Source organism: Brevibacterium renqingii (assembly GCF_017808095.1).
Classification (GTDB): Bacteria; Actinomycetota; Actinomycetes; order Actinomycetales; family Brevibacteriaceae; genus Brevibacterium; species Brevibacterium renqingii.
Genome location: NZ_JADBHG010000006.1, coordinates 88,217 through 112,586, shown reverse-complemented (window position 1 = coordinate 112,586; position 24,370 = coordinate 88,217). Strand labels below are relative to the sequence as shown.

The following is a 24,370-nucleotide window of genomic DNA, read 5'->3' as shown; positions in this document are numbered from 1 at the left end:
AAGGAAGAACAATGACACGTATGCGCGCAGTCGACGCAGTGGCGCTCATCCTCGAGAAGGAAGGGGCCACCGAGACATTCGGTCTGCCGGGAGCGGCCATCAACCCGCTCTACTCGGCGATGCGGGCCCACGGCGGAATCCGCCACACCCTGGCCCGCCACGTCGAGGGAGCCTCGCACATGGCTGACGGCTTCACCCGGGCGGCGGCCGGGAACATCGGAGTCTGCCTCGGCACGTCCGGGCCGGCCGGCACCGATATGATCACCGGCCTCTATGCGGCCGCGGCGGACTCGCAGCCGATCCTGTGCATCACCGGACAGGCTCCCGTGGCAGTGCTCGACAAGGAGGACTTCCAGGCCGTCGACATCGCCTCGATCGCGAAGCCCGTGACGAAGATGGCCAAGACCGTGCTCGAAGCCGGTCAGGTCCCCGGAGTCTTCCAGGCCGCCTTCCAGCTCATGCGCTCGGCCCGTCCGGGACCGGTGCTCATCGACCTGCCGCTCGATGTGCAGCAGACGGAGATCGACTTCGACATCGACACCTACGAGCCGCTCGCCCCTTCGAAGCCGGCGGCGACCTCGGCGCAGGCGGAGAAGATTCTCGATCTCATCGCCGAGGCGAAGCACCCGATCATCATCGCCGGCGGCGGCATCATCAACGCCGACGCCGCCGATCGCCTCGTCGAATTCGCCGAGCTCACCTCGATCCCGGTCTCACCCACTCTCATGGGCTGGGGTGCGATCCCCGACAACCACGATCTGCAGGCCGGCATGGTCGGCATCCAGACGCATGTCCGCTACGGCAACGCCTCCTTCCTCGACTCCGACCTCGTCATCGGCATCGGCAACCGGTGGGCGAACCGGCACACCGGCGACCTCGGGGTCTACCGGAACGGGCGGAAGTTCGTCCACATCGACATCGAGCCCACCCAGATCGGACGGGTGTTCACTCCCGACTACGGCGTGGTCTCCGATGCCGGCGCCGCCCTCGACGCACTGCTGAGCGCCGCTCGCGGCCGGGCGGGCAGCCTCCCGGACTTCACGGACTGGGCCGGCGAGTGCACGGCTCGGAAGTCGACCGAACACCGGAAGACGAACTTCACCGAGGTGCCGATCAAGCCGCAGCGGGTCTACCAGGAGATGAACGCGGCCTTCGGCGAGGACGTCACCTATGTGTCGACGATCGGGCTGAGCCAGATCGCCGGGGCGCAGATGCTCCACGTCTACCGTCCCCGCCATTGGATCAACGCCGGCCAGGCCGGGCCCCTGGGTTGGACTGGACCGGCGGCGCTCGGCGTGGCCAAGGGCAAACCGGGCGAGACCGTCGTCGCGCTCTCCGGCGACTACGACTTCCAGTTCATGATCGAAGAGCTCGCCGTCGGCGCGCAGCACCAGATCCCCTATGTCCACGTCGTCGTCAACAACTCCTACCTCGGCCTGATCCGCCAGTCCCAGCGCGGCTTCGAGATGGACTACGAGGTCTCGCTGGCCTTCGAGAACATCAACTCCTCGGGATCCGCTTCGTCCGGATACGGCGTCGACCATGTGGCCGTGGCCCTCGGACTCGGGTGCAAAGCTGTCAGGGTCGAGGATCCAGAACTCATCGGCGAGGGCCTGCGCGTGGCCAAGGAGCTCATGAGCGAACATCAGGTGCCCGTGGTCGTCGAGGTCATCCTCGAACGCGTCACGAACATCTCGATGGGCACCGCACTCGATGCGATCAACGAGTTCGAGACGCTCGCTCAGACACCCGCCGACGCCCCGACGGCACTGACCCCGATGGGAGAACTCGCCGCGGCAAAGTAGGCTGGGAACGGTATACCGCTGAAGGTGCTTGAGCACCGCATCCACCGGCCGTCGGGTCGGGCGACTGAGGAGGAAATTTGAGCAAAGACGCCACCTTTGATCTGGTCATCCATGCCGAAAGGGCTGTGTTCCCCGGTGGCATCGACTCCGCCCGGATCGGAGTCAGGGACGGCCGGACCGTCGAGATCGCCCGCGGTGGGGACGAACTGAGCGGGACCGCCTCGGCGGGGGTGGACGTCATCGAGGTCGGCAGCGACGAGGTGCTGCTGCCCGGGCTCGTGGACACGCACGTGCACGTCAACGACCCCGGTCGCGCCGAATGGGAGGGCTTCGCCAGCGCCACCCGCGCGGCCGCGGCCGGGGGCGTGACGACGATCGTCGACATGCCGCTGAACTCCCTGCCGCCGACGGTCGACGTCGCAGCGCTCGAGACCAAGCGCGAGGTCGCAGGTCCGAAGGCCTTCGTCGACGTCGGCTTCTGGGGCGGGGCGATCCCCGGCAACACGTCTGAGCTGCGGCCACTGCACGAGGCCGGGGTCTACGGGTTCAAATGCTTCCTCGAAGACTCCGGCGTCGAGGAGTTCCCGCCGCTGGAGCCGGCCGAGATGCAGACCGATATGGCCGAGATCGCCTCGTTCGACGGGATGCTCATCGTCCACGCCGAAGACCATGAGGTGATGACCGGGGCGCCGAAGAACTCGGGCCCGAAGTTCTCCGACTTCCTCGCCACCCGCCCGCGTGAGGCCGAGAACGTCGCGATCGCCCGCGTCATCGACGCCGCCCGGGCCACCGGGGCTCGGGCCCACATCCTCCACCTGTCCTCGGCCGATGCGCTCGAGCAGATCGCAGCGGCCAAGGCCGAGGGCATCAAGCTGACGGTGGAGACCTGCCCGCACTACCTCGTCTTCTCCGCCGAGGAGATCCCCGATGGGGCCACGACGCACAAATGCTGCCCGCCGATCCGCGAGGAATCCAATCGGGAAGCGCTGTGGCAGGGGCTCATCGACGGCACGATCGACTGCATCGTCTCCGACCACTCACCCTCGACGGCCGAGCTCAAACTGCTCGACACCGGGGACTTCGGTGCGGCTTGGGGCGGGATCTCGTCCCTGCAGCTCGGACTCTCGGTCGTCTGGACCGAGGCTGCGAAGCGCGGGATCGATCTCGCCGAGGTCGTGCGCTGGATGTCCGCGGCTCCGGCCGCAGTGGCGCGGGTGGAGAACAAGGGCGCGATCGCGGAGGGCAACGACGCGGACTTCGCCGTGTTCTCGCCTGACGAGGAGTGGACGGTGCGCGCAAGCGACCTCTACCACCGCAACCAGATCAGCGCCTACGACGCCCGCACCGTCCGCGGCCGCGTCACCCGCACCCTCCTGCGCGGTGCCCCCGTGGACTTCGACGAGCCCCGCGGGACCCTCCTGACCGCGCGCTGACACCTCTTCGCACGAACCGACGGCGGCCCTGACACCTCGCTGAGTGTCAGGGCCGCCGTTCGTCGCTGCCGCGGGGGAGGATCAGACGCCGAGCTCTTCGCGCAGACGGGCGACGTGGCCCTGGGCGTCGACATTGTATTCGGCGCGGTCGAGCGTGCCGTCCTCGGCGATGACGAAGGTCGAGCGCAGAGTGCCCTCGAAGGTCCTGTCGCCGATCGTCTTCTCACCGAAGCTGCCGTAGGCCTTCGCGACCTCGGCGCCGGGGTCGGACAGCAGCGGGAAGGTCAGGCCCTCATCGGCGGCGAAGGCCCGGATCGACTCGGCGTCGTCGGGCGAGACTCCGAGGACCTCGAATCCGGCCGCGGCCAGGGACGAGAGGTTGTCGCGGAAGTCGCAGGCCTCGGTCGTGCAGCCGGGCGTCGCGGCCTTCGGGTAGAAGTAGAGGATGACCTTCCTGCCGGCGAAGTCCGCCTTCGAGAAGGTCGTGCCCTCGGCGTCGGCCAGGGAGAAATCCGGGGCGGTGTCCCCCGTGCTGAGCTGAGTGGTCATAGTGCGTCCTTTCGTTGTGTCATTCCTGCGGCCACGAGCGAGCACGCATGTGCGGCCGTGTCCTCGATCAGGGTGTCTGCCCGCTCGGACAGGGTCTTCAGGTCCGCCGGCCCCGGTGCGATCGACAGGGCCGCGGTGATGTTCGCCTCCCGGCATTCGGCCGGTGAGAGCCCGACGCGTCCGGCGACGACGACGATGTGCGCCGAGGCGGGGGCATGGTCGCGCACTGCCGCGACGACTTTGCCGCCCAGGGACTGGGAGTCGAAGGACCCCTCCCCGGTGAGCACGATGTCCGCGTCAGCCAGCGCCTCGGTCAGGCCCACGGCCTCGGCGACCATCGTCGACCCGGGCACCACCTCGGCACCGAGCAGGGCCGTCAGGGCCATCGGCATCCCGCCGGCGGCGCCGAAGCCGGGCCGTGCAGCGAGTGTCTCGGCCTCGGCGGGCGAGTCGGCGAGCACCTCGGCGAGGTGGCTCAGACCGGCGTCGAGGGAGGCCACCGCCTCGGAATCGGCCCCCTTCTGCGGTCCGAAGACCGCGGCGGCGCCGCGCGGTCCGGTGAGCGGATTGTCGACGTCGACGGCGATCCGCCACCGCACCGAGCGTGCTCGCGGATCCAGCTCCGAGGCGTCCACGGATGCCAGGGCGGACAGCCCTCCGCCGCCCGGTGCGATCGGGGCGCCGTCGGCATCGGCGAAGCGCGCGCCCAGCGCGGAGACGAGACCGACTCCGCCGTCGGTGCTCGCTGATCCGCCGATGCACAGCAGGATCTCGTCGACGCCGAGGTCGAGCACAGCGCGGGCGATGAGCCCGACGCCGAAGGTGTCGGCGCGTTCGGGCTGCAGCGGGACATCTGAGACCTGCGGCAGACCGTTGGCCTGGGCGGCCTCGATGACCGCGGTGCGACCGTCGGCGGAGATGCCGAAGAGCGCCGAGGCAGGGCGGCCGAGCGCATCGACGACCTCGACCGTCTTCGCCGGCGTGCCCCAGACGGCCAGGAGCGCATCGAGTGTGCCTTCGCCGCCGTCGGCGAAGGGCAGCTCGGTGACCGAGGCGTCAGGGAGTGCCGCGCGGGCCCCGCGAGCGAGCGCGGCCGCCGCAGCCGGGGCGGAGGCCGAGCCCTTGAAGGAATCGGGGGCGCAGACGATTCTCGGGCCCGGTGACGCAGCTTCGATGCTCATGACCTCATTCAACCTCATTGTCGTGATCGCGGTGGTGCGGCGCTCACGGAACGGACCGCGACACCGCCAGAGACCATTATCCACAATACGGAAGAAAGTTTCCAGAATAACGTGTGAGCAATTTGACATCGGGTCGAGCGGACAGCAGACTCGAAGCATCTGTTTGGAAAGAGTATTCCGAAACGCGAAAGCCAAGGAGGTCATCGTGGACCTGACCGAGTTCAATCGGCTCCCCGCCGACGAGGCCCGGGAAGTGCTGCGCCCGTGCCTGGACGTCGACCGCTGGATCGAAGCGGTCGTAGCCGCACGGCCCTTCGCCGACCGCGAGGCCGCACTCGCCGCGGCCCGCGATGACGCCTCCCCGCTGCGCGCCGACGAGATCGACTCCGCGATGTCGCACCACCCCCGGATCGGGGAGAAGGCGAAAGGCGATTCCGCCGAGGCGGCCCATTCCTCCCGCGAGCAGGCCGGACTCGGCGCTCTCGGCGACGATGTGCAGACGCGACTGGCCGCAGGCAACTCGGCCTATGAGGACCGCTTCGACAGAGTCTTCCTCATCCGCGCCGCAGGTCGGACGCCCGAAGAGATCCTGTCCGAGCTCGAGAGGCGGATGGGCAACACCGAGGCGGACGAGGACGTCGAGGTCGGCGAGCAGCTGATCCAGATCGCAGCCCTGAGACTCGAAGGAATCCTGTCATGAGCTTCATCACCGCCCACGCCCTCGACTCCACCGTCGGGACCCCCGCCGCGAACCTCGAGGTCACCCTCTTCGACGGCGACGAGGTCATCGTCTCGGCCCGCACCGACGACAACGGGCGGGTCTCCGACTTCGGACCCGAGCACCTCGAGCCGGGCGACTACCGGATCGTCTTCGCCACCGGCGAGTACTTCACCGCCCGCGGCCAGGACCATTTCCACCCTGTCGTCACGATCGACTTCACCGTGCAGCCGGGACAGGCGCACTACCACATCCCGCTGCTGCTCAGCCCCTTCGCCTACAGCACCTACCGCGGCAGCTGAGCCACCTATAGACATCAGGGGAAGCAGGCCCCCTGCAGGATCAGATCCTCAACAAACCGCCGAAGCCCACCGGGACCCGTGTCCGGCAGGCCTCGCAGATCGATTGGTCACGGCGTTCGCGGCGCATCTGCGCGCCCGCGCGCCGAAGAGCTATAGGAGCAAGAAGATGAGCAAGGTCAAACTGACGTCGAACCAGTACGGCAAGGCGGAGAACCGGTTGATGAGGGTCTACCGCGACTCGGAGCGCCATGAGCTGCGCGACCTCAACGTCACCTCGCAGCTGTGGGGCGACTTCGAGACCGCCCACACCGAGGGCAACAACGAACACGTCGTCGCCACCGATACGCAGAAGAACACGGTCTTCGCCAAGGCCAAGGAACTGGGCGTGAGCTCGCCCGAGCAGTTCCTCCTCGGCCTGGCCGAGCACTTCACCTCGAGCTTCGACTGGGTCACCGGCGGACGCTGGGCAGCCGAGGAATACGGCTGGGACCGCATCAACGACCACAACCACTCGTTCTTCAAGTCCGCCCCCGAGGTGCGCACCGCGGTGCTCACCCGCGACGGCGACAAGGACACGCTGATCTCGGGATTCTACGGGCTCACTGTGCTCAAGACGACCGAATCCGGATTCGTCGGCTACCCGAAGGACAAGTACACGACCCTGCCGGAGACCGAGGACCGGATCCTCGCCACCGACATCGCCACACGCTGGGTCTACAACACCACGGACCTCGACTTCGAGGCCGTCTACACCCGCGTGAAGGAGATCATCCTCGATTCGTTCACCGACCACTACTCGCATGCCCTCCAGCACACCCTCTACCAGATGGGTGAGAAGGTCATCGAGGCCGTGCCGGAGATCGACGAGATCCGCTTCTCCTGCCCGAACAAGCACCACTTCCTCTACGACATCGAGCGCTTCGGGCTGGAGAACCCGAACGAGGTCTTCATCGTCGCCGACCGTCCCTACGGCCTCATCGAGGCCACCTTCACCCGCGACGGCGTCGAGGAGAACAAGGAGGCCTGGGCGCAGATCGCCGGCTTCTGCTGAGTTCGGAAATTTCCATCTCCGGGCTTCCAGGGCGCCGCTCTGGGAGCCCGGAACCCCGTGAGAAGGAAAACCCCGCAATGACACAGGACACCACCTCGGCGATCCCGAGAATCACCACCGACGAAGAGGTCGATGAATGGCTCGAGTCCTGGGAGGGACTCGTCAGCGAACGCGGCACCCTCCGTGCCAGCGAGATCATGGATGCTCTGCGCCGGCGCGCGGCCACGAACTCCGTGGCCCAGCCCAAGGTCACCACCACCGACTACGTCAACACCATCCCCGCCGATCAGGAACCGACCTACCCCGGCGACGAGCGCATCGAACGCAGATACCGCAGATGGCTGCGCTGGAACGCGGCCATGCTCGTCCACCGCGCACAGCGGCCGGAGATCTCCGTCGGCGGCCACATCTCGACCTACGCCGGAGCGGCGACGCTCTACGAGATCGGGTTCAACAACTTCTTCCGCGGCCAGGACCACCCGGGCGGCGGCGACCAGGTCTTCTTCCAGGGCCACGCCTCCCCGGGCATGTACGCTCGCGCCTTCCTCGAGGGACGGCTGAGCGAGGCCGACCTCGACGGGTTCCGGCAGGAGGCCTCGAAGGCCCCGCACGGGCTGAGCTCGTACCCGCATCCGCGGCTCATGCCCGAATTCTGGCAGTTCCCGACCGTGTCGATGGGCCTGGGGCCGATCAACGCGATCTACCAGGCGCAGATGAATCGCTACCTGCACAACCGGGGCATCAAAGACACGTCCGATCAGCGGGTGTGGGCCTTCCTCGGCGACGGGGAGATGGACGAACCCGAATCGCGCGGGGCCCTGCAGCTGGCGGCGAACGAAGGACTGGACAACCTCACCTTCGTCATCAACTGCAACCTCCAGCGCCTCGACGGGCCGGTCCGCGGCAACGGCAAGATCGTCCAGGAGCTCGAAGCGACCTTCACCGGTGCCGGATGGAACGTCATCAAGGTGCTGTGGGGACGCGAATGGGACTCTCTGCTCGACGCCGACCGCACCGGCGAGCTCGTGCGCATCATGAACGAGACCCTCGACGGCGACTACCAGACCTTCAAGGCCGAGTCCGGCGGGTTCATCCGCGACAACTTCTTCGGACGTTCGCCGGTGACCAAGGGCCTCGTCGAGCACCTGAGCGATGACGACATCTGGAACCTCAAGCGCGGCGGGCACGACTACCACAAGGTCTTCGCCGCCTACCAGCGCGCCGTCGAGACGGACGGCAGGCCCACTGTCGTCCTCGTCCAGACGGTCAAGGGCTATGGTCTGGGCACGACGTTCGAGTCGCGCAACGCCACCCACCAGATGAAGAAGTTCACCGCCGCGGACATCAAGGCCTTCCGCGACCGGATGGACATCCCGATCAGCGACAAGGTCATCGACGACGATCCCTACGCGGTGCCCTACTACCACCCGGGCAACGACTCCGAGGAGATCCGGTACATGCTCGAGCGCCGCCGGGACCTCGGCGGCTTCCTGCCCGCACGCAGACCTGAGAACTCCTCGGTGACCCTGCCAGCGGCCTCCGACAAGGCCTTCGCGCAGACGAAGAAGGGTTCGGGGCAGCAGAAGGCGGCGACGACCATGGCCTTCGTCCGCCTGCTCAAGGACCTCATGCGTGAGAAGGGCCTGGGCGAGCGGATCGTGCCGATCATCCCCGATGAGGCGCGGACCTTCGGCATCGACGCGTTCTTCCCGACCGCGAAGATCTACAATCCGAACGGACAGAACTACCTCGCCGTCGACCGCGAGCTCTTCCTCTCCTACAAGGAGGCGACCTCCGGTCAGCTGCTCCATGTCGGCATCAACGAGGCCGGAGCGGCCGCGGGCTTCACCGCCGCCGGGACTGCGTACTCCACGCACGGCGAACCGATGATCCCGATCTACGTGTTCTACTCGATGTTCGGCTTCCAGCGCACCGGCGACGCCTTCTGGGCCGCCGGCGACCAGATGACGCGCGGATTCATCATCGGCGCCACCGCCGGGCGGACCACTCTGACCGGCGAGGGGCTGCAGCACGCCGACGGACACTCGCCGGTGCTGGCAGCGACGAACCCGGCCGTGCGCGTCTTTGACCCGGCCTACGGATACGAGATCGGCCACATCGTCCGCGACGGGCTGCACCGGATGTACGGCGAGCACGACCTCGGCGAGGACGCCCGCAACGTCATGTACTACCTCACGGTGTACAACGAGCCGATGCTCCAGCCGGCCGAACCCGAGGACGTCGACGTCGAGGGCATCCTCAAGGGCATCCACCGGGTCGCCGAGGCGGCCGAGGGCACCGGTCCGAAGGCGCAGCTGCTCGCCTCCGGGGTCGCCGTGCCCTGGGCGCTCGAGGCTCGGGGGATCCTCGCCCAGGAGTGGGGCGTCGACGCCGCCGTGTGGTCGGTGACCTCATGGGCCGAACTGCGCCGGGACGCCCTGGAGTGCGAAGCCGCGAGGCTGACCGACGTCGAAGCCGCGCCGCGCACGCCCTATGTCAGGCAGCGACTCGGCGGCGAAGCCGGGCCGATCGTGGCCACGAGCGACTTCGACTCGACCCAGCCCGACCTCATCCGTCCCTTCCTGTCCCAGGAATTCGCCACCCTCGGCGCGGACGGATTCGGGTTCTCGGACACGCGAGCCGCCGCGCGCCGGCACTTCAAGACCGACGCGCATTCCATGGTCGTGCGCACGCTGCAGCTGCTCGCCGACCGCGGCGAGGTGGATGCGAGTGCGCCGGTCGAGGCCGCGAAGAGGTACCGCCTCGGCGAGGTCACCGCAGGCACTTCGGGCACCGCCGGAGGCGATTCCTGAATCAGTCCCGCGGAAGGGGCGGGGCGGTCTAGGCGCCGCCGCGCATGTCCTCGGAGATCTGAGTGGCCGCCGAACGCAGCAGGGGCACGGCCCGGTCGGCGAAGTCCTGGTCGACGCGGCTGATCGGACCGGACACGGAGATCGCCAGGGGAGCGGGGGCATCGGGGATCGACATCGCGAAGCAGCGGACCCCGAGCTCCTGCTCCTGCTCGTCGATGGCGTAGCCGCGCTGCCGGATGCGCTCGAGTTCGGCCTCGAGGTCCGCGATGCTGCCGATGCTGTACTCGGTCGGCGTCGGCATCCCCGCGGTGGTGACGATGTGGCGGACCTGCTCGGCGTCGAGCTCGGCGAGGATGGCCTTGCCGACCCCCGTGTCGTGCATATGGGTGCGGCGCCCGACCTCGGTGAACATCCGCATCTGTCTCTCGGAGGAGACCTGGTCGACGTAGACGATCATGTCTCCGTCGAGGGTCGCGACGTTCGCGGACTCGCCCAGCTCCTCCACGAGGGTGCGCAGATAGGGCCGTGCGATCGCGCCCAGCTGGGCCCCGGCGAGGTTGCCCAGACGGACGAGTCCCGGGCCGAGGGCGTAGCCGCGGTTGGGAAGCTGGCGCACCACACCGAGGTTGACCAGAGTATTCAGCAGGCGGTGGATCGTCGGCAGGGGCAGGTTGACATCGGCGGCGATATGGCTGAGCGTCGCCGATCCGGAGGAGTTCGCGATGCACTCGAGCAGTCCGAAGGCGCGCTCGACGGACTGGACTCCGCCCTTCGATTGGCGGATCGCGGGAGTCTTCGTGTCCTTGCTGCTCATCGATGTTCCTTCTTCAGTAAGTGAGTTTCGGCGGTGAAACTTCCGTTCAGTCTAGTCTGGAAATGGAAGAAAGTTTCCAGATTGCGATGCCTCGGCTAGAATTTCCGCTAGGTAGAAGTTACTATCCATAATACGGAAAACCAATATCAGGGAGGATATTGCTCATGGCTGCCACCAGTCCCGGATACTCCATCACCCTTCGCGTCAGCACCGCGGTCGGACAGTCCGCGACCTCGGACCTCGTCGCCGCTGCCGCAGCGACCGGAGCCGGCGTGACCGGCCTCGACGTCGTGGAATCGACACCGCACACCGTCATCATCGACGTCAGCGCCGACACCCGCGACGTCGCCCACGCCGAGGAGGTCTCCGAAGCGCTCGAGGCGCTGCCCGGCGTCGAGGTCCGCAAGGTCTCCGACCGGACCTTCCTGCTCCACCTCGGCGGCAAACTCGAATCCGCCCCCAAGGTGCCCCTGCGCAACCGCGATGACCTCTCCCGCGCCTACACCCCGGGCGTGGCCCGCGTCTGCAAGGCGATCGCGGAGAACAAGGAGGACGCCCGCCGTCTGACGATCAAACGCAACACCGTCGCCGTGGTCACCGACGGAACCGCGGTGCTCGGCCTCGGCGACATCGGGCCCGAGGCAGCCATGCCGGTGATGGAGGGCAAGGCCGTGCTGTTCAAGCAGTTCGCCGACGTCGACGCCTGGCCGGTGGCCCTGGACACGAAGGACACCGAGGAGATCATCTCCATCTGCAAGGCCATCGCACCGGCCTACGGCGGCATCAACCTCGAGGACATCGCCGCTCCGCGCTGCTTCGAGATCGAGGCTCGGCTGCGCGAAGAACTCGACATCCCCGTCTTCCACGACGACCAGCACGGCACCGGCGTCGTCACCCTCGCCGCGCTGAAGAATGCGCTCAAGGTCGTGGGCAAGCAGATCGAGGACCTGCGCATCGTCGTCTCCGGAGTCGGAGCGGCCGGCAACGCCATCATCCGCCTGCTCCAGGTCGCCGGGGCGAAGAACATCATCGCCTGCGGCCGTGACGGGGCCATCGGACCGAACTCGAAGGTCGACACCGACCACAAGGTGTGGCTGCAGGCCAACACGAACCCCGAGGGCTTCGAAGGCACCCTCAATGAGGCCGTCGTCGGCGCCGACGCGTTCATCGGCGTCTCCGCCCCCAACGTCCTCGACGGCAGCGACATCCAGGCGATGAACTCCGATGCCCTTGTCTTCGCCATGGCCAACCCGGACCCCGAGGTGGACCCGGCCGAGGCCCTGAAGCACGCGGCCGTCGTCGCCACCGGACGCAGCGACTACCCGAACCAGATCAACAACGTGCTCGCCTTCCCGGGCATCTTCCGCGGTCTGCTCGACGCCGAGGCCCGCGATATCGACGAGAACATCATGGTCGCGGCCGCCGATGCGATCGCCGACTGCATCCCGGCCGACGAACTGCATCCCGGCTACGTCATCCCCTCGGTCTTCGATCCCGAGGTGGCGAAGAAGGTCGCCGAGGCTGTGGCCGCGGTGTCCTCCTGAGCGTCGCCGTGCCCGGGCGGGGAGAATGAGAGACAATGAGCACAGGCTCGGCGCCGCCGCCTAGCCGATGTCACCTGTGCAGAGAAAGAGAATGTGAAAAGTGGAACAAACAACCCTGGCCGACATCGATTCGCTGCTCAAGGACACGGATGAGCTTCTGGCCACCCGCTATCCGGGGGAGCGTGATGTGCGCCAGCCGGTGCACACCGTCTACGTTCCCGGGCATCTCTCGACTCCGGACCTGCCCCGCAGCTGGGGCGAGCAGGCATTGGACTTCGTCGATGCGCACGGCGGCATGCTGCAGCTGGCCGAACGGGTCATCACCGCCGCCCGGAAGGAAGCGGGTCCGCAGGCCGGAGGGCAGATGCCGAGTCTGCACCAGGTCGCGCGAGAAGCCGATCTGCTCGCCGAGGCGGTGACCTCGAAGCTGCGGCGCGAACCGATCGAGGACCTCCGCATCGACTTCGAGGACGGCTTCGGCGACCAGGGTGACGAGGCAGAGGACGAGTGGGTCGCCCGCGCCGCCCGCGACGCGGTGGCCGGGCAGTCCGAGACCGCAGCGCCGGCTTTCTACGGCATCCGCTTCAAATGCATGGAGGAGCCGACCCGGGCCCGGGGGCTGCGCACTCTCGACCGCTTCCTCGCCGAGGTGCTCGCCGCCAACGGCTCCCTGCCGGCCAACCTCGTGCTCACCCTGCCCAAGGTCAGCACCGTCGACCAGGTCAGGGCCATGGTGCTCGCCTGCCGCGACATCGAGGCCCGGCACGGTCTGGCCGAGGGGTCCGTCACCTTCGAGATCCAGGTCGAGACCCCGCAGCTCGTCCTCGGCGCCGACGGCACCGTGCCCCTGGCCCCGGCCCTGCACGCGGGGGCCGGCCGGGTCACCTCCCTGCACTACGGCACCTACGACTACTCGGCCTCCATCGGAGTGGCCGCGGCCTACCAGGCGATGGACCACCCCGTGGCCGACTTCGCGAAGAACCAGATGATGCTCGCCGTCGCAGGCACCGGTGTCCACCTCTCCGACGGCTCGACGAACATCCTGCCCCTGGGTGAGCCCGAGGACGTCCACCGGGCGTGGAGCCTGCACGCGAGTCTCGTCCGCCGTCACCTCAAACGCGGCATCTACCAGGGCTGGGACCTCCACCCGCACCAGCTGCCGACCCGCTTCCTCGCGACCTTCGCGTTCTACCGCGAGGGCGGCCCCAAAGCCGCGCAGCGCCTGCGCAACTACGTGTTCAAGGAGGACTCGACGGTGCTCGACGAGCCCGCCACCGCGAAGGCACTTGCCCGCTATCTCAGCCGTGGCCTCGCCTGCGGGGCCCATACCGAGGAATTCGTCACCACGCGGACGAACCTCAGCCTCGGCGAGCTCGAGAACCTCGCCCGCACCGGCTCCCCGAACTGAGGCCTCCGAACCCGCCACGAACCGTTCGAGCGACACCACGAAACGAAGGAGAACCCACCGATGACGACGACCGACCCCTACACCTACTGGGCGCCGACAGGCGGCCACCCGCCGCAGTCGGATCTGCTCACCGACCGGGCGCTGGTGACCGAGGCCTATACGGTCATCCCACGCGGGGTGCTGCGCGACATCGTCACCTCGAACCTGCCCGAATGGACCGGGACGAGGTCATGGGTGCTCAGCAAGCCGGTGGCCGGCGGAGCGGTGACGTTCTCCCAGACCATCCTCGAAGTGGCACCCGGCGGAGGCTCCGACGCCCCCGAACCGCAGCCCGAGGTCGAGGGGTTCCTCTTCGTCATGGCCGGCCAGCTCGACATCACGCACGAGGGACAGACCCACACGCTGACCCCCGGCGGTTTCGCCTTCCTGCCCGCCGGTTCGACCTGGAGTGCGAAGTCGACCGGCACCGAGGCGGCCCGCTTCCACTGGGTGCGCAAGCGCTATCAGCCGGTGGCCGGGCTGACGCCGGAGGCGAAGTTCGGCAACGAGGTCGACGTCGAACCCTCCCCGATGCCGGGCACCGACGGGCGCTGGCGGACCACTCGTCCGCTCGACCCCGACGACCTGGCCTATGACATGCACGTCAACATCGTCACCTTCGAAGCCGGGGCGGTCATTCCGTTCGCGGAGACGCACGAGATGGAGCACGGTCTCTACGTGCTCGAGGGCAAGGCCGTCTACCGGCTCAACGGCGACTGGGTCGAGGTCCAGGAAGGCGATTTCATCTCGATGCGCGCCTTCTGTCCGCAGGCCTGCTACGCCGGGGGACCGGGACGATTCCGTTACCTGCTCTACAAAGACGTCAACCGCCAGGTCGAGCTCTGAGCCGCTGACGGATCCGAGAACGCGACAGCCGCCCGGCAGAAGTGTGGGAACACTTCCGCCGAGCGGCTGTTCGTCTCCCGGCAGATCCCGGGACGGCCCGGGCGAGCTGCGGTCAGACGAGCTGCAGGGTCCGGGCGGTGTACTCGGAGAGCTCGGACAGCAGGGTCTCGTCCTCGGCGAGGCTGCGACCCAGCGAGGGGATCATGTCCTTGAGCGAGGACTCCCAGCTGGCGTACTGACGCGGGAAGCAGGTCTTGAGCAGGTTGGTCATGATCGACACGGCAGTCGACGCACCGGGGGAGGCCCCGAGCAGAGTGGCGAACGAGCCATCGGCCGAGGACACGAGCTCCGTGCCGAAGGCCAGCACTCCGCCGCTCTTGGAATCCTTCTTCATCACCTGGACGCGCTGCCCGGCCTGGATGAAGTCCCAGTCGGAGGGGTCGACCTGCGGGATGAACTCGTAGAGCGAGTTGTACCGGGACTTCTTCGACGAGGCGAGCTCGGTGAGCAGGTAGGTGACGAGGTCGGTGTTGTCCTTGGCGACATTGAGCATCGTCGCCAGGTTGTTCCCGCGCACGGAGAACGGCAGATCGGTGAAGCGGCCGCCCTTGAGGAACTTCGGCGAGAAGCCGGCATAGGGGCCGAACAGCAGATAGTCGTCGCCGTTGACCACGCGCGTGTCGAGGTGGGGCACGGACATCGCCGGAGCACCGAAGGACGCCTGACCGTAGACCTTCGCCTGGTGGCGGGAGACGAGATCCTGGTTCGAGGTCCGCAGGAAGATGCCGGAGACGGGGAAGCCGCCGTAGCCGCGTCCCTCGGGGATGCCGGACTTCTGCAGCAGAGGCAGCGCTCCGCCGCCGGCGCCGACGAAGACGAACTTCGCGCCGACCTTGTGCGTCTCGCGTGCCAGCAGGTCACGCACGGTCACGGTCCAGCCGTCGGCGGAGCGATCGAGGTCGGTGACCTGATGGCTCGTGCGGATGGTGGCACCCTTGTCGGCGACATAGCTGAGCAGCTGACGGCTGAGCGAGCCGAAGTCGACGTCGGTGCCGATCTTCGTCCGCGAGATGCCGTTGACCTGGCCGGGACCGCGGCCTTCGAACATCAGCGGCAGCCATTCGGCCTGAGTCGCAGGATCGTCGGTGTACTCCATCTCGGCGAACAGCGGGTTGCGCACCATCTGCTCGTACCGGTTCTTGATGTAGTCCCGGCCCTTCTCGCCACGACCGTAGCTGATGTGGGGGACCTGATTGATGAAGGTCTTCGGATCCGGCAGGACGCCGTTGTCGACGAGGTGCGACCAGTACTGACGGGACTGATGGAACTGCTCGTTGATCTGCGAGGCCTTCTTCAGATCGATGTGGCCGTTCGAGTCCTCAGGCGTGTAGTTGAGCTCGCACAGCGCCGCGTGACCGGTGCCGGCGTTGTTCCACGGGTCCGAGCTCTCCGTGGCGACATAGTCGAGCTTCTCGTAGACACGGATGTCCCAATCGGGCTGGAGCTCGGTCAGCATGGCGCCGAGCGTGGCGCTCATGATGCCGCCGCCGATCAGGACGACGTCAACCTTTTCCTGCGTGGAGGTCATTTGGACTCTCATTCCTCGTCGCTGACTGCATGTATTCGTCTCTCAGACTACTCTCCGGCGCTGTCGCACCTGTAACCCGGGCCGGAGCATCATGCGCACCTGCGAGCATTATCACAGCGGATGTGCGTCCGGGGCCAGACCCCGATTCCGACCGTTCGGACACTTCGTCCGGACAGCCTGTGTCCGCGGCCACAAGGTGTGCAACTATGGGCACATGTCGAAACGCTTTCTGCTTCGTGACGCCCTAGCGCAGTTCCCGCCCTATGTTCCGGGCAAACCTCCTGTCAGCGCGCCGGGGCTGACCCCGTACAAACTGTCATCGAACGAGCACCATCTGCCGCCGCTGCCGAGCGTCGTCGAAGCCCTCACGGCCGCCTCGGCGGTGCCGGGCAACTACCCGGATCCGTCCGCGGGCCGGCTCGTAGCCGACATCGCCGCCCACCTCGATGTCGACGCCGCCGAGGTGGTCCCCGGCGCCGGTGCCTCCGAGGTGCTGTCGGCGCTGACGAACATCACCCTCGAGGCCGGCACCTCCGTGGTCTACCCGTGGCCGTCGTTCGAGATGTATCCGATCCTCGCCTCCGCCCGCGGCGCCGAGAAGCGCCCGGTCGCGCTGTTGGACAACGGCCGCCACGACTTCCAGGGACTGTCGGCGGCCATCGACGACACGACTCGACTCGTGCTGCTGTGCTCACCGAACAACCCGACGGGGCCGACGATCACCGCTGCAGAGCTCGACGGCTTCATGGCCGAGGTCCCGCCCGAGGTCATCGTCGTCCTCGACGAAGCGTATATGGAGTTCGCCACCGATGCCGAGGCCGCGGACGGGGTGGCCGCCTTCCGCCGGCACCCGAACCTCGTCCTCGCCCGCACGTTCTCGAAGGCGCACGGGCTCGCCGGGCTGCGCGTGGGCTTCGGGATCGCCGATGCGGAGATCGCCGGCGCCCTACGTCAGGTCATCGCCCCCTTCAGCGTCACCGCCGCCGCCCAGGCCGCAGCCGTCGAGTCCCTGGCCAAGGTCGACGAGGTGGCCGTGCGAGCCAAGGAGATCGCCGCCGTGCGCGACCGCTTCGCCCAGGACCTTCGGGACCTCGGATTCACCGTCCCCGATGCGCAGGGCAACTACGTGTGGGTCGCCCTCGATGCAGAGGCGGCAGTGGCCTTCGAAGGTGCGTGCGCGGAGGTCGCCGTGGCCGTCCGCCGGCTCCAGGGCGGAGTGCGGGTGAGCATCGGCCCCGACGAGGCGCTCGACCGCGTGCTCAAGGTCGCAGCCGAGCTGTGAGTGCGGACCTCAGACTCGAGGAGCTGGCCGCCCGCCTGAGCCCGGGGGCCCTGGTCACCGATGCCGACGTCGTCGGAGCCCATTCCTCCGACAAGGCGCTGTTCTGCCCCACCGGGACGGCTCTGGGGCTGGTCCGGGCCGCCGCTGTCGACGATGTGGTGGCGGTGATGCGGTTCGCCACCGAGCACCGGATCCCCGTGGTCACCCAGGGTGCCCGCACCGGTCTGTCCGGAGCCGCGAACGCCGTCGACGGAGCGCTGCTGATCAACGTGGCGAAGATGGACTCCGTCCTCGACATCGACGAGGTCGAGCAGACTTGCCGGGTCCAACCCGGTGTCATCAACCAGGACCTGAAGAACGTCCTGGCCGAACGCGGACTGTCCTATCCGCCGGATCCCGGCTCGGTGGCGATCTCGACGATCGGCGGCAATGTCGCCACGAACGCCGGCGGCATGTGCTGCGTGAAGTACGGGGTGACGAAGGACTATGTGCGGGCCCTGACCGTGGTGCTCGCCGACGGGACCGTGACGAAGCTCGGCCGGCAGACGGCCAAGGGCGTAGCGGGCCTGGACCTGGCCGCCCTGTTCGTCGGCTCCGAGGGCACGCTGGGCGTCATCGTCGAGATCACCCTGGCTCTCAGACCCCTTCTGACACCGCCCCTGACCGGCGTCGCCGTATTCCCCGATATGGAATCGGCCGGGCACACGGTCTCGGCATTCATGGCCTCCGGCGCCGCACCGTCGATGCTCGAGCTCATGGACGGGGCGACGGTGGCGATGATCAACGACTACGGCGACTTCGGCCTTCCCGACGGGGCCGGGGCGCTGCTGCTCGTGCAGTCCGATGCCGCCGGCCCCACGGCCGTGGCCGAGCTCGAGGCGTTCCAGACGATCGCCGAGGCGCAGGGAGCCGCCGAGGTCTTCTTCTCCGACGACCCGGCCGACTCCGAGATGTTCGTCGCCGCCCGGCGGGCGGTGTCCCCGGCGATGGAGCGGTATGTGGGCGCCCACGGCGGGGGAGAGCTCATCGACGATGTGTGCATTCCCCGGTCCCGCCTCGGCGAGTTCTTCGCCCGGCTGTCCGAGATCGACGCGAGATACGACGTCGAGGTGGCCACGGCAGGCCACGCCGGGGACGGCAACATGCACCCCAGCGTGCTCTTCGACGCCTCCGACGAGGAGAGCATCGCCGCGGCCAAGGCGGCGTTCGCCGAGATCATGGCCCTGGGACTCGAACTCGGCGGCACGATCACCGGCGAGCACGGCGTGGGTTATCTCAAGCGTGACTGGCTGGTCCGCGAGCTCGACGAGGGCGCTCGACTGCTCCAGACCCGGATCAAGGAGTCCGTGGATCCCCTCGGACTGCTCAACCCGGGGAAGATGCTCGGCTGAGCACCGAGATGTCGGCCGGAGTCGTCCGGCAGCATCCCCCGATCAGCCGGGCGCCGAGGCGGGTCCACTCGTCGACCGGCCAGGAGTCGGAACCGGACTCCGCGGTCTTAGGCAGCCACTGCATCGACTCCGCCGCATAGCGCTCGCCCGAATTCGGGTAGGCGATGAGCGGCAGGTCGGTGTGGGCCGACAGGGTCCGCAGGGCCGGGGCCACGGCCGAGGGAGGCACGCAGTTGACCCCGACCGCGGCCACCGCCGCCGAGGCCGACGCTTCCTCGGCGAGGTCCGCGAGGCCGGAGCCGTCGGGCAGGCCGCCGGCATCTCCGAGGGTCACGCTCAGCCAGGCGGGCAGACCGACCTCCTCCGCCAGCTGCACGAGGATGCGGATCTCGTCGAGCCGCGGCTGGGTCTCGATCGCGAGCAGATCGACTCCCGCAGCAGCCAAGGCTGCGATGCGTCCGTGGTGGAAGTCAGCATATTCGGCGGCGGTGAGCCGGTAGTCGCCGGTGTACTCCTCGCCGCCTCCCAGCGCCGCCCCGAAGGGGCCGACGGAGCCGGCGACGAGCGCGCGGGCCGCACCCGTGGAGCCGGCCACCGCCTCGGCGGCGGTCCGTGCGACCTCCACGCCGGCGGCGATGAGGTCCCGTCCCTCCGCGACCGGGACAGCGGCGCGGGCGAAGCCGACCGGGGTGGCCTGGTAGCTGGCGGTCGTGAGGATCCGGGCACCCGCGGCGGCGAAGGCGGCATGCACCTCGGCGATGGCCTCGGGGCGGCGGCGCAGCAGATCGGCCGACCACAGGGCGTGGTCGAGGTCGACGCCGCGCTCCTCGAGCGCGGTGCCCAGGCCGCCGTCGATGACGATCGGGGCGTCGGCCTCGGCGGCGGTGAGCATCTGGGTGAAATCCATGCTCTTAGTTAAGCTTGTCCGGTGAGCTCAAACGAATCCCCGGCAGCATCCGAGACCGTGCCCGTCAACGACCGATCGCAGTTCGGCTTCGAGGTGGGTGCTCGTCTGGACAGCGGCGGTCGCACCGGCGTCATCCGCACCCCGCACGGCCGGATCGAGACCCCGGCGTTCATTCCCGTGGGCACCAAGGCCACGGTCAAGGCGGTGCGCCCCGACGAGGTCGCCGAACTCGGCGGTCAGGCGGTGCTCGCCAACGCCTACCACCTCTATCTGCAGCCCGGCTCGGACCTCATCGACGAGGCCGGCGGGCTGGGGAGGTTCATGAACTGGCCCGGTCCGACATTCACCGATTCCGGTGGCTTCCAGGTCATGAGCCTGGGCTCGGGGTTCAAGAAGGTCATCTCGATGGAGGCGACGGGCCAGCGCAGCGACGAGCTGGTGGCCGTGGGCAAGGAGCGGCTGTCGAACGTCGACGACGACGGGGTGACCTTCAAATCCCATCTCGACGGAGCGATGCACCGCTTCACGCCGGAGATCTCGATGCGCGTCCAGCACGAGATCGGTGCGGACATCATGTTCGCTTTCGACGAGCTGACGACCCTGATCAACACCCGCGGCTACCAGGAGGAATCGCTCGAGCGCACCCGGCTGTGGGCGATCCGCTGCATCGAGGAGCACTTCCGCCTCACCGAGGCCCGCTCCCACCGGCCCTATCAGGCGCTGTTCGGAGTGCTCCAGGGCGCGCAGTACGAGGACCTGCGGCGCAAGGCCGCCCGAGACCTGGGAAGCATGGACTTCGACGGCTTCGGCATCGGCGGGGCTCTGGAGAAGGAGAACCTCGGCACCATCATCCGCTGGGTGTGCGAGGAGCTGCCGGAGGACAAGCCGCGGCACCTGCTGGGCATCTCCGAACCCGATGACCTGTTCGAGGCGATCCGGACCGGCGCTGACACCTTCGACTGCGTCTCACCCTCTCGCGTGGCCCGCAACGCCGCGATCTACACCCGCGACGGCCGCTACAACCTCACGGGAGCGAAGTACCGCCGTGACTTCGGCCCGCTCGATCCCGACTGCAGCTGCTACACCTGCCGGAACTATTCGCGCGCCTACCTGCGGCATCTCTACAAGGCCAAGGAGATGCTCTTCTCCACCCTGTGCACGATCCACAATGAGCACTTCGTCGTCAGCCTCGTCGCAGAGATCCGCCAGGCGATGATCGACGGCCGATTCAGCGAACTCGAAGCCGAGGTGCTCGGCCGCTACTACGCGAAGCGGCGCGGTCAGGAGCCCTCGACGAGCTCGTAACTGGGTTCGTGGCGCTTGACGAGCGTGATGACCCGGTAGGTCACCGGCATGAGGACGATCTCGACGGCGACCTTGTAGACGAAGCCGACGATGATGTAGTTGAGGAAGTCGAGACCGGGGATGACCCCGGCGAAGGCGATGACGCAGAACAGCAGGGTGTCGACGAATTCGCCGACGCCGGTCGAGGTGAGCAGCCGCACCCACAGCTTCGATTCGCCCATCCGCCGCTTCACGGCCACGAGCACCCACGAGTTGAGCAGCTGCCCGACGAAGTAGCCGACCAGCGAGGCCGCGACGATGCGCGGATAGAAGCCGAGGACGGCGGCGAAGGCGTCCTGATTCTCATACCCCGGCCCGGGCGGGGAGATGAGGACGAGCCAGAACACGAAGGTGGCCAGAATCTGCAGGCCGAAACCGGTGATCACGGCCTTGCGGGCGGCTCTGAAGCCGTAGACCTCGCTGATGACGTCGCCGAGGATGTAGGCGATGGGGAAGAGGAAGGCTCCGCCGTCGGTGACGATGGGGCCGAAGCCGATGACCTTCGTGGCCGAGATGTTCGAGATGATGAGCACCGCGCAGAACACGGCGAGGAAGACGGCGTAGTAGCGGCCTCGCGAAGATGCGAAGGCGGCGAGTCTCGTCGCGGTCGGGGAGGTCGCCGAGTCGCTGCTGCGACCCGGCTGTCCAGACTCGCTCTCAGGCGTGGGCGTCGGCAACGGTGATCTCCCTCCCGTGCGTGATCGTCAGCAGCTGCTCGTAGGTCAGCGGCATCATCGAGTTCGGGGTGCCGGCCGCCGCCCAGAGCACCGGGTGCTCGCGCAGCGCGACATCGACGTAGGTGGGTATCGGCTCGGGATGGCCGCAGGGGGCGACGCCGCCGATGACCTGGCCGGTGGCCTCGCGGACGAGGTCCTTGTCGGCGCGGTCGAGGGAGGCGATGCCGAGCTGAGCGGCGACATGGTCGGTGTCCACACGGTGGGCTCCCGAGGTCATGATGAGCACGGCGGCGCCGTCGGAGGAGAAGATCAGGCTGTTGGCGATGGCGCCGACCTCGATTCCGAGCTTCTCCGCCGCGGAGGCCGCCGTCGGCGTCGCATCACCGAAGAGCCGGATCTGCGGTTCGATCCCGTGCTCCCGCAGCTCGGCCTCGACCTTCGCATGGTTGCGGTGCTGCTTGGGGACGTCTGCGGCCGGTGCGTCGGACTCGTCGTCGACCGGATCATCGATCTCGGGATCGTCGGGGGAGGGGTCCGGGACGGGCTCCTTGACGGGCTCGGCCAGTCCGCGTCGGCGCAGCAGTGGAGCGACGTCGGGACGGGTGCCGAAGAAGCGCTCGATCGCCGACATCGGATCGATCGAGTGTCCCGGGGCGAGGATGGCCTCGCGGAAGGCGGTGCCGGCCTCGCGGTTGAGTCCGCCCTGGGCTTCGAACCATTCGCTCACCCATGCGGCGATGACCTCGGAGTAGAGGTAGGAGTAGTATCCGGCTGCATACCCGGAGGCGAAGATGTGCCCGAAGTAGGTGGTGCGGTACCGCGGCGGGACGAGCGGAGAGAACCCGGCGGCGGCGAGCACCTCGGACTCGAAGGACAGCACATCGGTGATGTGCTCTCCGGCTTCGAGCGAATGCCACGACAGATCGAGCATGGCCGCGGCGAGGTATTCGATCGTGTCGAAGCCCTGCCCGAACCTCTCGCTGGCGATGAGTGCGTCGACGAGCTCCGCCGGCATCGGCTCACCCGTGTCGACGTGTTTGGCGAAATGGGGGAGGACCTGCGGGTGGAACCGCCACATCTCATTGAGCTGGGACGGGAACTCCACATAGTCGCGCGGCACGGCGGTGCCGGCCGTCGACGGATACGTCGAGTTCGCGAACAGACCGTGCAGGACGTGGCCGAATTCGTGGAAGACCGTGGTCAGCTCGGTCGGATTGAGCAGGGTGGGCCTCCCCGGCCCCGGCTTGGAGAGGTTGAGCGAGAGCGTCACGACCGGCAGCAGCCCGGTCAGGCGCGAGGCGGGCACGAGCTGGTCCATCCACGCTCCGCCGCGCTTCGTGTCCCGTGCGTACGGGTCGATGAGGACGAGGCCGAGGGCGCGCTCGTTGACGTCGGTGACCTCATAGGCGCGGACGTCCTCGTGCCAGCCGGTCACTCCCTCCCGCGGGGCGAAGGTGATGCCGTAGAGGCCGGTGGCCGCGCGGAAGACGCCCTCGGTGAGGACGGTGTCGAACTCGAAGTACTTGGCGACCTCATCGGGGTCGATGCCGAATTCGTCGGCCCGGTACTTCGCGAGAAAGTGCTTGACGTCCTCGGCCGCGACCTCCTCGAGGCCGTAACGTTCCTTGACCCTGGCCAGTTCCGCATCGAGCTGAGCATTCGCGGGGTTGATGAGGGAGGAGACGATATCGGCCGCGGCATCGGGATTGCCGGCGGTCTGATTGTCGATGGCATAGGAGGAGTACGAGGGGTAGCCGAGCAGGCTCGCCTGCAGCGCCCGCAGGGCCGTCGTGTCGGCGACCTGGGTGCGGGTGTCTCCGTCTCCGCCGCGAGAACCGCGGGCCATCGAGTTGTTCAGCACGTGCCGGCGGGTCTGTGCGGTGTCGAGGGACTCGAGCACGAGCTGCTGGGTGAAGTTATTCAAGGTCAGCAGATAGCCGTCGACACCGCGCTCCGCCGCCCGATTCGCCGCCGCAGCGATCTGGTCCTCGTTCATCCCGGCCAGCGACTCGGCCTCGCCGAGGTGGACGGCCAGTTCCCGGGTGTCCTGCTGCAGGGCGCGGGAGAACGAGGTCGACAGACTCGTCAGTTCCGCCGCGATCGTGGCCATCTGGTCCCGCTCCTCCGCGCCGAGGCGGGCTCCCGACCGGACGAAGAGCTCCACCGTGAGCTCCTGCTGCCGCTTGTCCTCCGGATTGAGGTCGGCTGCGGGGACCTGCTCGATGCGGTGGAAGAGATCGACGTCGAGGAGGATCTCGGTGCGGGTCGCCGACAGGGTCTCCCACACCTCGGCGACGGCGTCGGTGAGCTCGGGACGAAGATGGTTCGACTCGACGGCGCTGACCACGGAGGCGATGCGGGTCATCGGCACGGACGCGGTCTCGAACCGAACCGTGGTGTTGAAGAACGTCGGGTCGGTCTCGTCGGCGACGATCCCGGCCACCTCGGTGCGGGCGAAATCGGCGGCCGCGTGCACCGCGGTCAGCAGCGTCTCCGGGGTGACGGCGGCGAAGTCGGGCAGTGAGAAATCGTTCTGCGGGTCGAGGAAGGCCTCCCAGACATTGATGCTGTTCGGATCGGGGCTCATGCTCGACGTACCACTTTCTTCACGGTTGGGAACTCACCGACGATCCTAACGTGAGAGTGCCGACCGGTGCATGATCGCTGGTTACACTTGA

The 24,370-nt window shown here is 67.9% G+C and carries 19 protein-coding genes; 12 read left to right on the top strand and 7 right to left on the bottom strand.

Annotated elements, in window-relative coordinates; translation table 11 throughout:
- Positions 1–11 precede the first annotated feature (11 nt).
- Positions 12–1,805, top strand: a complete 1,794-nt coding sequence (gcl, locus tag IIE29_RS12385; RefSeq protein ID WP_209325590.1) for a glyoxylate carboligase — start codon at positions 12–14, stop codon at positions 1,803–1,805.
- Positions 1,806–1,882: 77 nt separating this feature from the next.
- Entirely contained in the window at positions 1,883–3,238 is a 1,356-nt protein-coding gene (gene allB / locus IIE29_RS12380; RefSeq protein WP_246475931.1) for an allantoinase AllB, read from the top strand.
- An 81-nt stretch (positions 3,239–3,319) separates the two neighbouring features.
- On the opposite strand, the gene IIE29_RS12375 is transcribed toward allB, so the two are convergent.
- Together IIE29_RS12375 and IIE29_RS12370 are read right to left on the bottom strand one after the other, a co-directional pair.
- Positions 3,320–3,787 (bottom strand): peroxiredoxin, encoded by a 468-nt coding sequence (locus IIE29_RS12375; protein WP_209325589.1) that lies wholly within the window; start codon positions 3,785–3,787, stop codon positions 3,320–3,322.
- Complete coding sequence (locus tag IIE29_RS12370) at positions 3,784–4,968, bottom strand: glycerate kinase (RefSeq protein ID WP_209325588.1); 1,185 nt, start codon at positions 4,966–4,968, stop codon at positions 3,784–3,786. The genes IIE29_RS12375 and IIE29_RS12370 overlap by 4 nt, the downstream gene beginning before the upstream one ends.
- 205 nt (positions 4,969–5,173) lie before the next feature.
- Here IIE29_RS12370 and uraD point away from each other — a divergent pair, with 205 nt between their 5' ends.
- From uraD to aceE, 4 genes are all read left to right on the top strand, one after another.
- On the top strand, positions 5,174–5,668 hold the full coding sequence (gene uraD / locus IIE29_RS12365; protein WP_209325587.1) for a 2-oxo-4-hydroxy-4-carboxy-5-ureidoimidazoline decarboxylase: 495 nt from the start codon (positions 5,174–5,176) through the stop codon (positions 5,666–5,668).
- On the top strand, positions 5,665–5,988 hold the full coding sequence (uraH, locus tag IIE29_RS12360) for a hydroxyisourate hydrolase (RefSeq protein WP_209325586.1): 324 nt from the start codon (positions 5,665–5,667) through the stop codon (positions 5,986–5,988). The genes uraD and uraH overlap by 4 nt, the downstream gene beginning before the upstream one ends.
- A 166-nt stretch (positions 5,989–6,154) precedes the next feature.
- Positions 6,155–7,039, top strand: a complete 885-nt coding sequence (pucL, locus tag IIE29_RS12355) for a factor-independent urate hydroxylase (protein ID WP_209325585.1) — start codon at positions 6,155–6,157, stop codon at positions 7,037–7,039.
- 77 nt (positions 7,040–7,116) lie between these two features.
- Entirely contained in the window at positions 7,117–9,852 is a 2,736-nt protein-coding gene (gene aceE, locus IIE29_RS12350; protein ID WP_209325584.1) for a pyruvate dehydrogenase (acetyl-transferring), homodimeric type, read from the top strand.
- 28 nt (positions 9,853–9,880) lie between these two features.
- Here aceE and IIE29_RS12345 read toward each other — a convergent pair whose 3' ends face one another.
- Positions 9,881–10,666, bottom strand: a complete 786-nt coding sequence (locus IIE29_RS12345; protein ID WP_209325583.1) for an IclR family transcriptional regulator — start codon at positions 10,664–10,666, stop codon at positions 9,881–9,883.
- Positions 10,667–10,830: 164 nt separating this feature from the next.
- On the opposite strand from IIE29_RS12345, the gene IIE29_RS12340 reads away from it, so the two are divergent.
- The 3 genes from IIE29_RS12340 (at position 10,831) to IIE29_RS12330 (ending at position 14,503) form a co-directional block, all read left to right on the top strand.
- Positions 10,831–12,210 (top strand): NAD-dependent malic enzyme, encoded by a 1,380-nt coding sequence (locus IIE29_RS12340; protein ID WP_209325582.1) that lies wholly within the window; start codon positions 10,831–10,833, stop codon positions 12,208–12,210.
- Between the two features lie 100 nt (positions 12,211–12,310).
- Positions 12,311–13,618: a DUF6986 family protein gene (locus IIE29_RS12335; protein ID WP_209325581.1), complete on the top strand. Its 1,308-nt coding sequence runs from the start codon at positions 12,311–12,313 to the stop codon at positions 13,616–13,618.
- Positions 13,619–13,678: 60 nt separating this feature from the next.
- Positions 13,679–14,503, top strand: coding sequence for a bifunctional allantoicase/(S)-ureidoglycine aminohydrolase (locus IIE29_RS12330; RefSeq protein ID WP_209325580.1), 825 nt, complete (start codon positions 13,679–13,681; stop codon positions 14,501–14,503).
- Positions 14,504–14,615: 112 nt separating this feature from the next.
- Here the strand turns inward: IIE29_RS12330 and mqo are convergent, their stop codons facing one another.
- On the bottom strand, positions 14,616–16,091 hold the full coding sequence (gene mqo / locus IIE29_RS12325; protein WP_209325579.1) for a malate dehydrogenase (quinone): 1,476 nt from the start codon (positions 16,089–16,091) through the stop codon (positions 14,616–14,618).
- A gap of 214 nt (positions 16,092–16,305) precedes the next feature.
- On the opposite strand from mqo, the gene IIE29_RS12320 reads away from it, so the two are divergent.
- Entirely contained in the window at positions 16,306–17,373 is a 1,068-nt protein-coding gene (locus tag IIE29_RS12320) for an aminotransferase class I/II-fold pyridoxal phosphate-dependent enzyme (RefSeq protein ID WP_209325578.1), read from the top strand.
- The gene (locus IIE29_RS12315) at positions 17,370–18,764 is read left to right on the top strand and encodes an FAD-binding oxidoreductase (RefSeq protein ID WP_209325577.1); all 1,395 of its coding nucleotides are present in this window, start codon (positions 17,370–17,372) and stop codon (positions 18,762–18,764) included. The genes IIE29_RS12320 and IIE29_RS12315 overlap by 4 nt, the downstream gene beginning before the upstream one ends.
- On the opposite strand, the gene mmuM is transcribed toward IIE29_RS12315, so the two are convergent.
- Positions 18,739–19,671, bottom strand: coding sequence for a homocysteine S-methyltransferase (mmuM, locus tag IIE29_RS12310; protein ID WP_209325576.1), 933 nt, complete (start codon positions 19,669–19,671; stop codon positions 18,739–18,741). The genes IIE29_RS12315 and mmuM overlap by 26 nt on opposite strands.
- Positions 19,672–19,692: 21 nt before the next feature.
- Between mmuM and tgt the strand changes: the two genes are divergently transcribed.
- Positions 19,693–20,976 (top strand): tRNA guanosine(34) transglycosylase Tgt, encoded by a 1,284-nt coding sequence (gene tgt, locus IIE29_RS12305; protein ID WP_209325575.1) that lies wholly within the window; start codon positions 19,693–19,695, stop codon positions 20,974–20,976.
- Here the strand turns inward: tgt and IIE29_RS12300 are convergent.
- Positions 20,952–21,692, bottom strand: a complete 741-nt coding sequence (locus IIE29_RS12300; RefSeq protein WP_209325574.1) for a queuosine precursor transporter — start codon at positions 21,690–21,692, stop codon at positions 20,952–20,954. The two genes, tgt and IIE29_RS12300, sit on opposite strands and share 25 nt — an antisense overlap.
- Positions 21,673–24,279 carry a M3 family metallopeptidase gene (locus IIE29_RS12295; RefSeq protein ID WP_209325573.1) on the bottom strand — a complete coding sequence of 869 codons (2,607 nt, stop codon included), beginning with the start codon at positions 24,277–24,279 and terminating at the stop codon, positions 21,673–21,675. The genes IIE29_RS12300 and IIE29_RS12295 overlap by 20 nt, the downstream gene beginning before the upstream one ends.
- Positions 24,280–24,370: the final 91 nt, after the last annotated feature.

Bases quoted from the DNA above. Each gene is read 5' to 3' on its own strand.
- gcl (WP_209325590.1), top strand. From the start codon at position 12: ATGACACGTATGCGCGCAGTCGACGCAGTGGCGCTCATCCTCGAGAAG.
- IIE29_RS12375 (WP_209325589.1), bottom strand. From the start codon at position 3,787: ATGACCACTCAGCTCAGCACGGGGGACACCGCCCCGGATTTCTCCCTG.
- IIE29_RS12370 (WP_209325588.1), bottom strand. From the start codon at position 4,968: ATGAGCATCGAAGCTGCGTCACCGGGCCCGAGAATCGTCTGCGCCCCC.
- uraH (WP_209325586.1), top strand. From the start codon at position 5,665: ATGAGCTTCATCACCGCCCACGCCCTCGACTCCACCGTCGGGACCCCC.
- pucL (WP_209325585.1), top strand. From the start codon at position 6,155: ATGAGCAAGGTCAAACTGACGTCGAACCAGTACGGCAAGGCGGAGAAC.
- aceE (WP_209325584.1), top strand. From the start codon at position 7,117: ATGACACAGGACACCACCTCGGCGATCCCGAGAATCACCACCGACGAA.
- IIE29_RS12345 (WP_209325583.1), bottom strand. From the start codon at position 10,666: ATGAGCAGCAAGGACACGAAGACTCCCGCGATCCGCCAATCGAAGGGC.
- IIE29_RS12340 (WP_209325582.1), top strand. From the start codon at position 10,831: ATGGCTGCCACCAGTCCCGGATACTCCATCACCCTTCGCGTCAGCACC.
- IIE29_RS12330 (WP_209325580.1), top strand. From the start codon at position 13,679: ATGACGACGACCGACCCCTACACCTACTGGGCGCCGACAGGCGGCCAC.
- mqo (WP_209325579.1), bottom strand. From the start codon at position 16,091: ATGACCTCCACGCAGGAAAAGGTTGACGTCGTCCTGATCGGCGGCGGC.
- IIE29_RS12320 (WP_209325578.1), top strand. From the start codon at position 16,306: ATGTCGAAACGCTTTCTGCTTCGTGACGCCCTAGCGCAGTTCCCGCCC.
- mmuM (WP_209325576.1), bottom strand. From the start codon at position 19,671: ATGGATTTCACCCAGATGCTCACCGCCGCCGAGGCCGACGCCCCGATC.
- IIE29_RS12295 (WP_209325573.1), bottom strand. From the start codon at position 24,279: ATGAGCCCCGATCCGAACAGCATCAATGTCTGGGAGGCCTTCCTCGAC.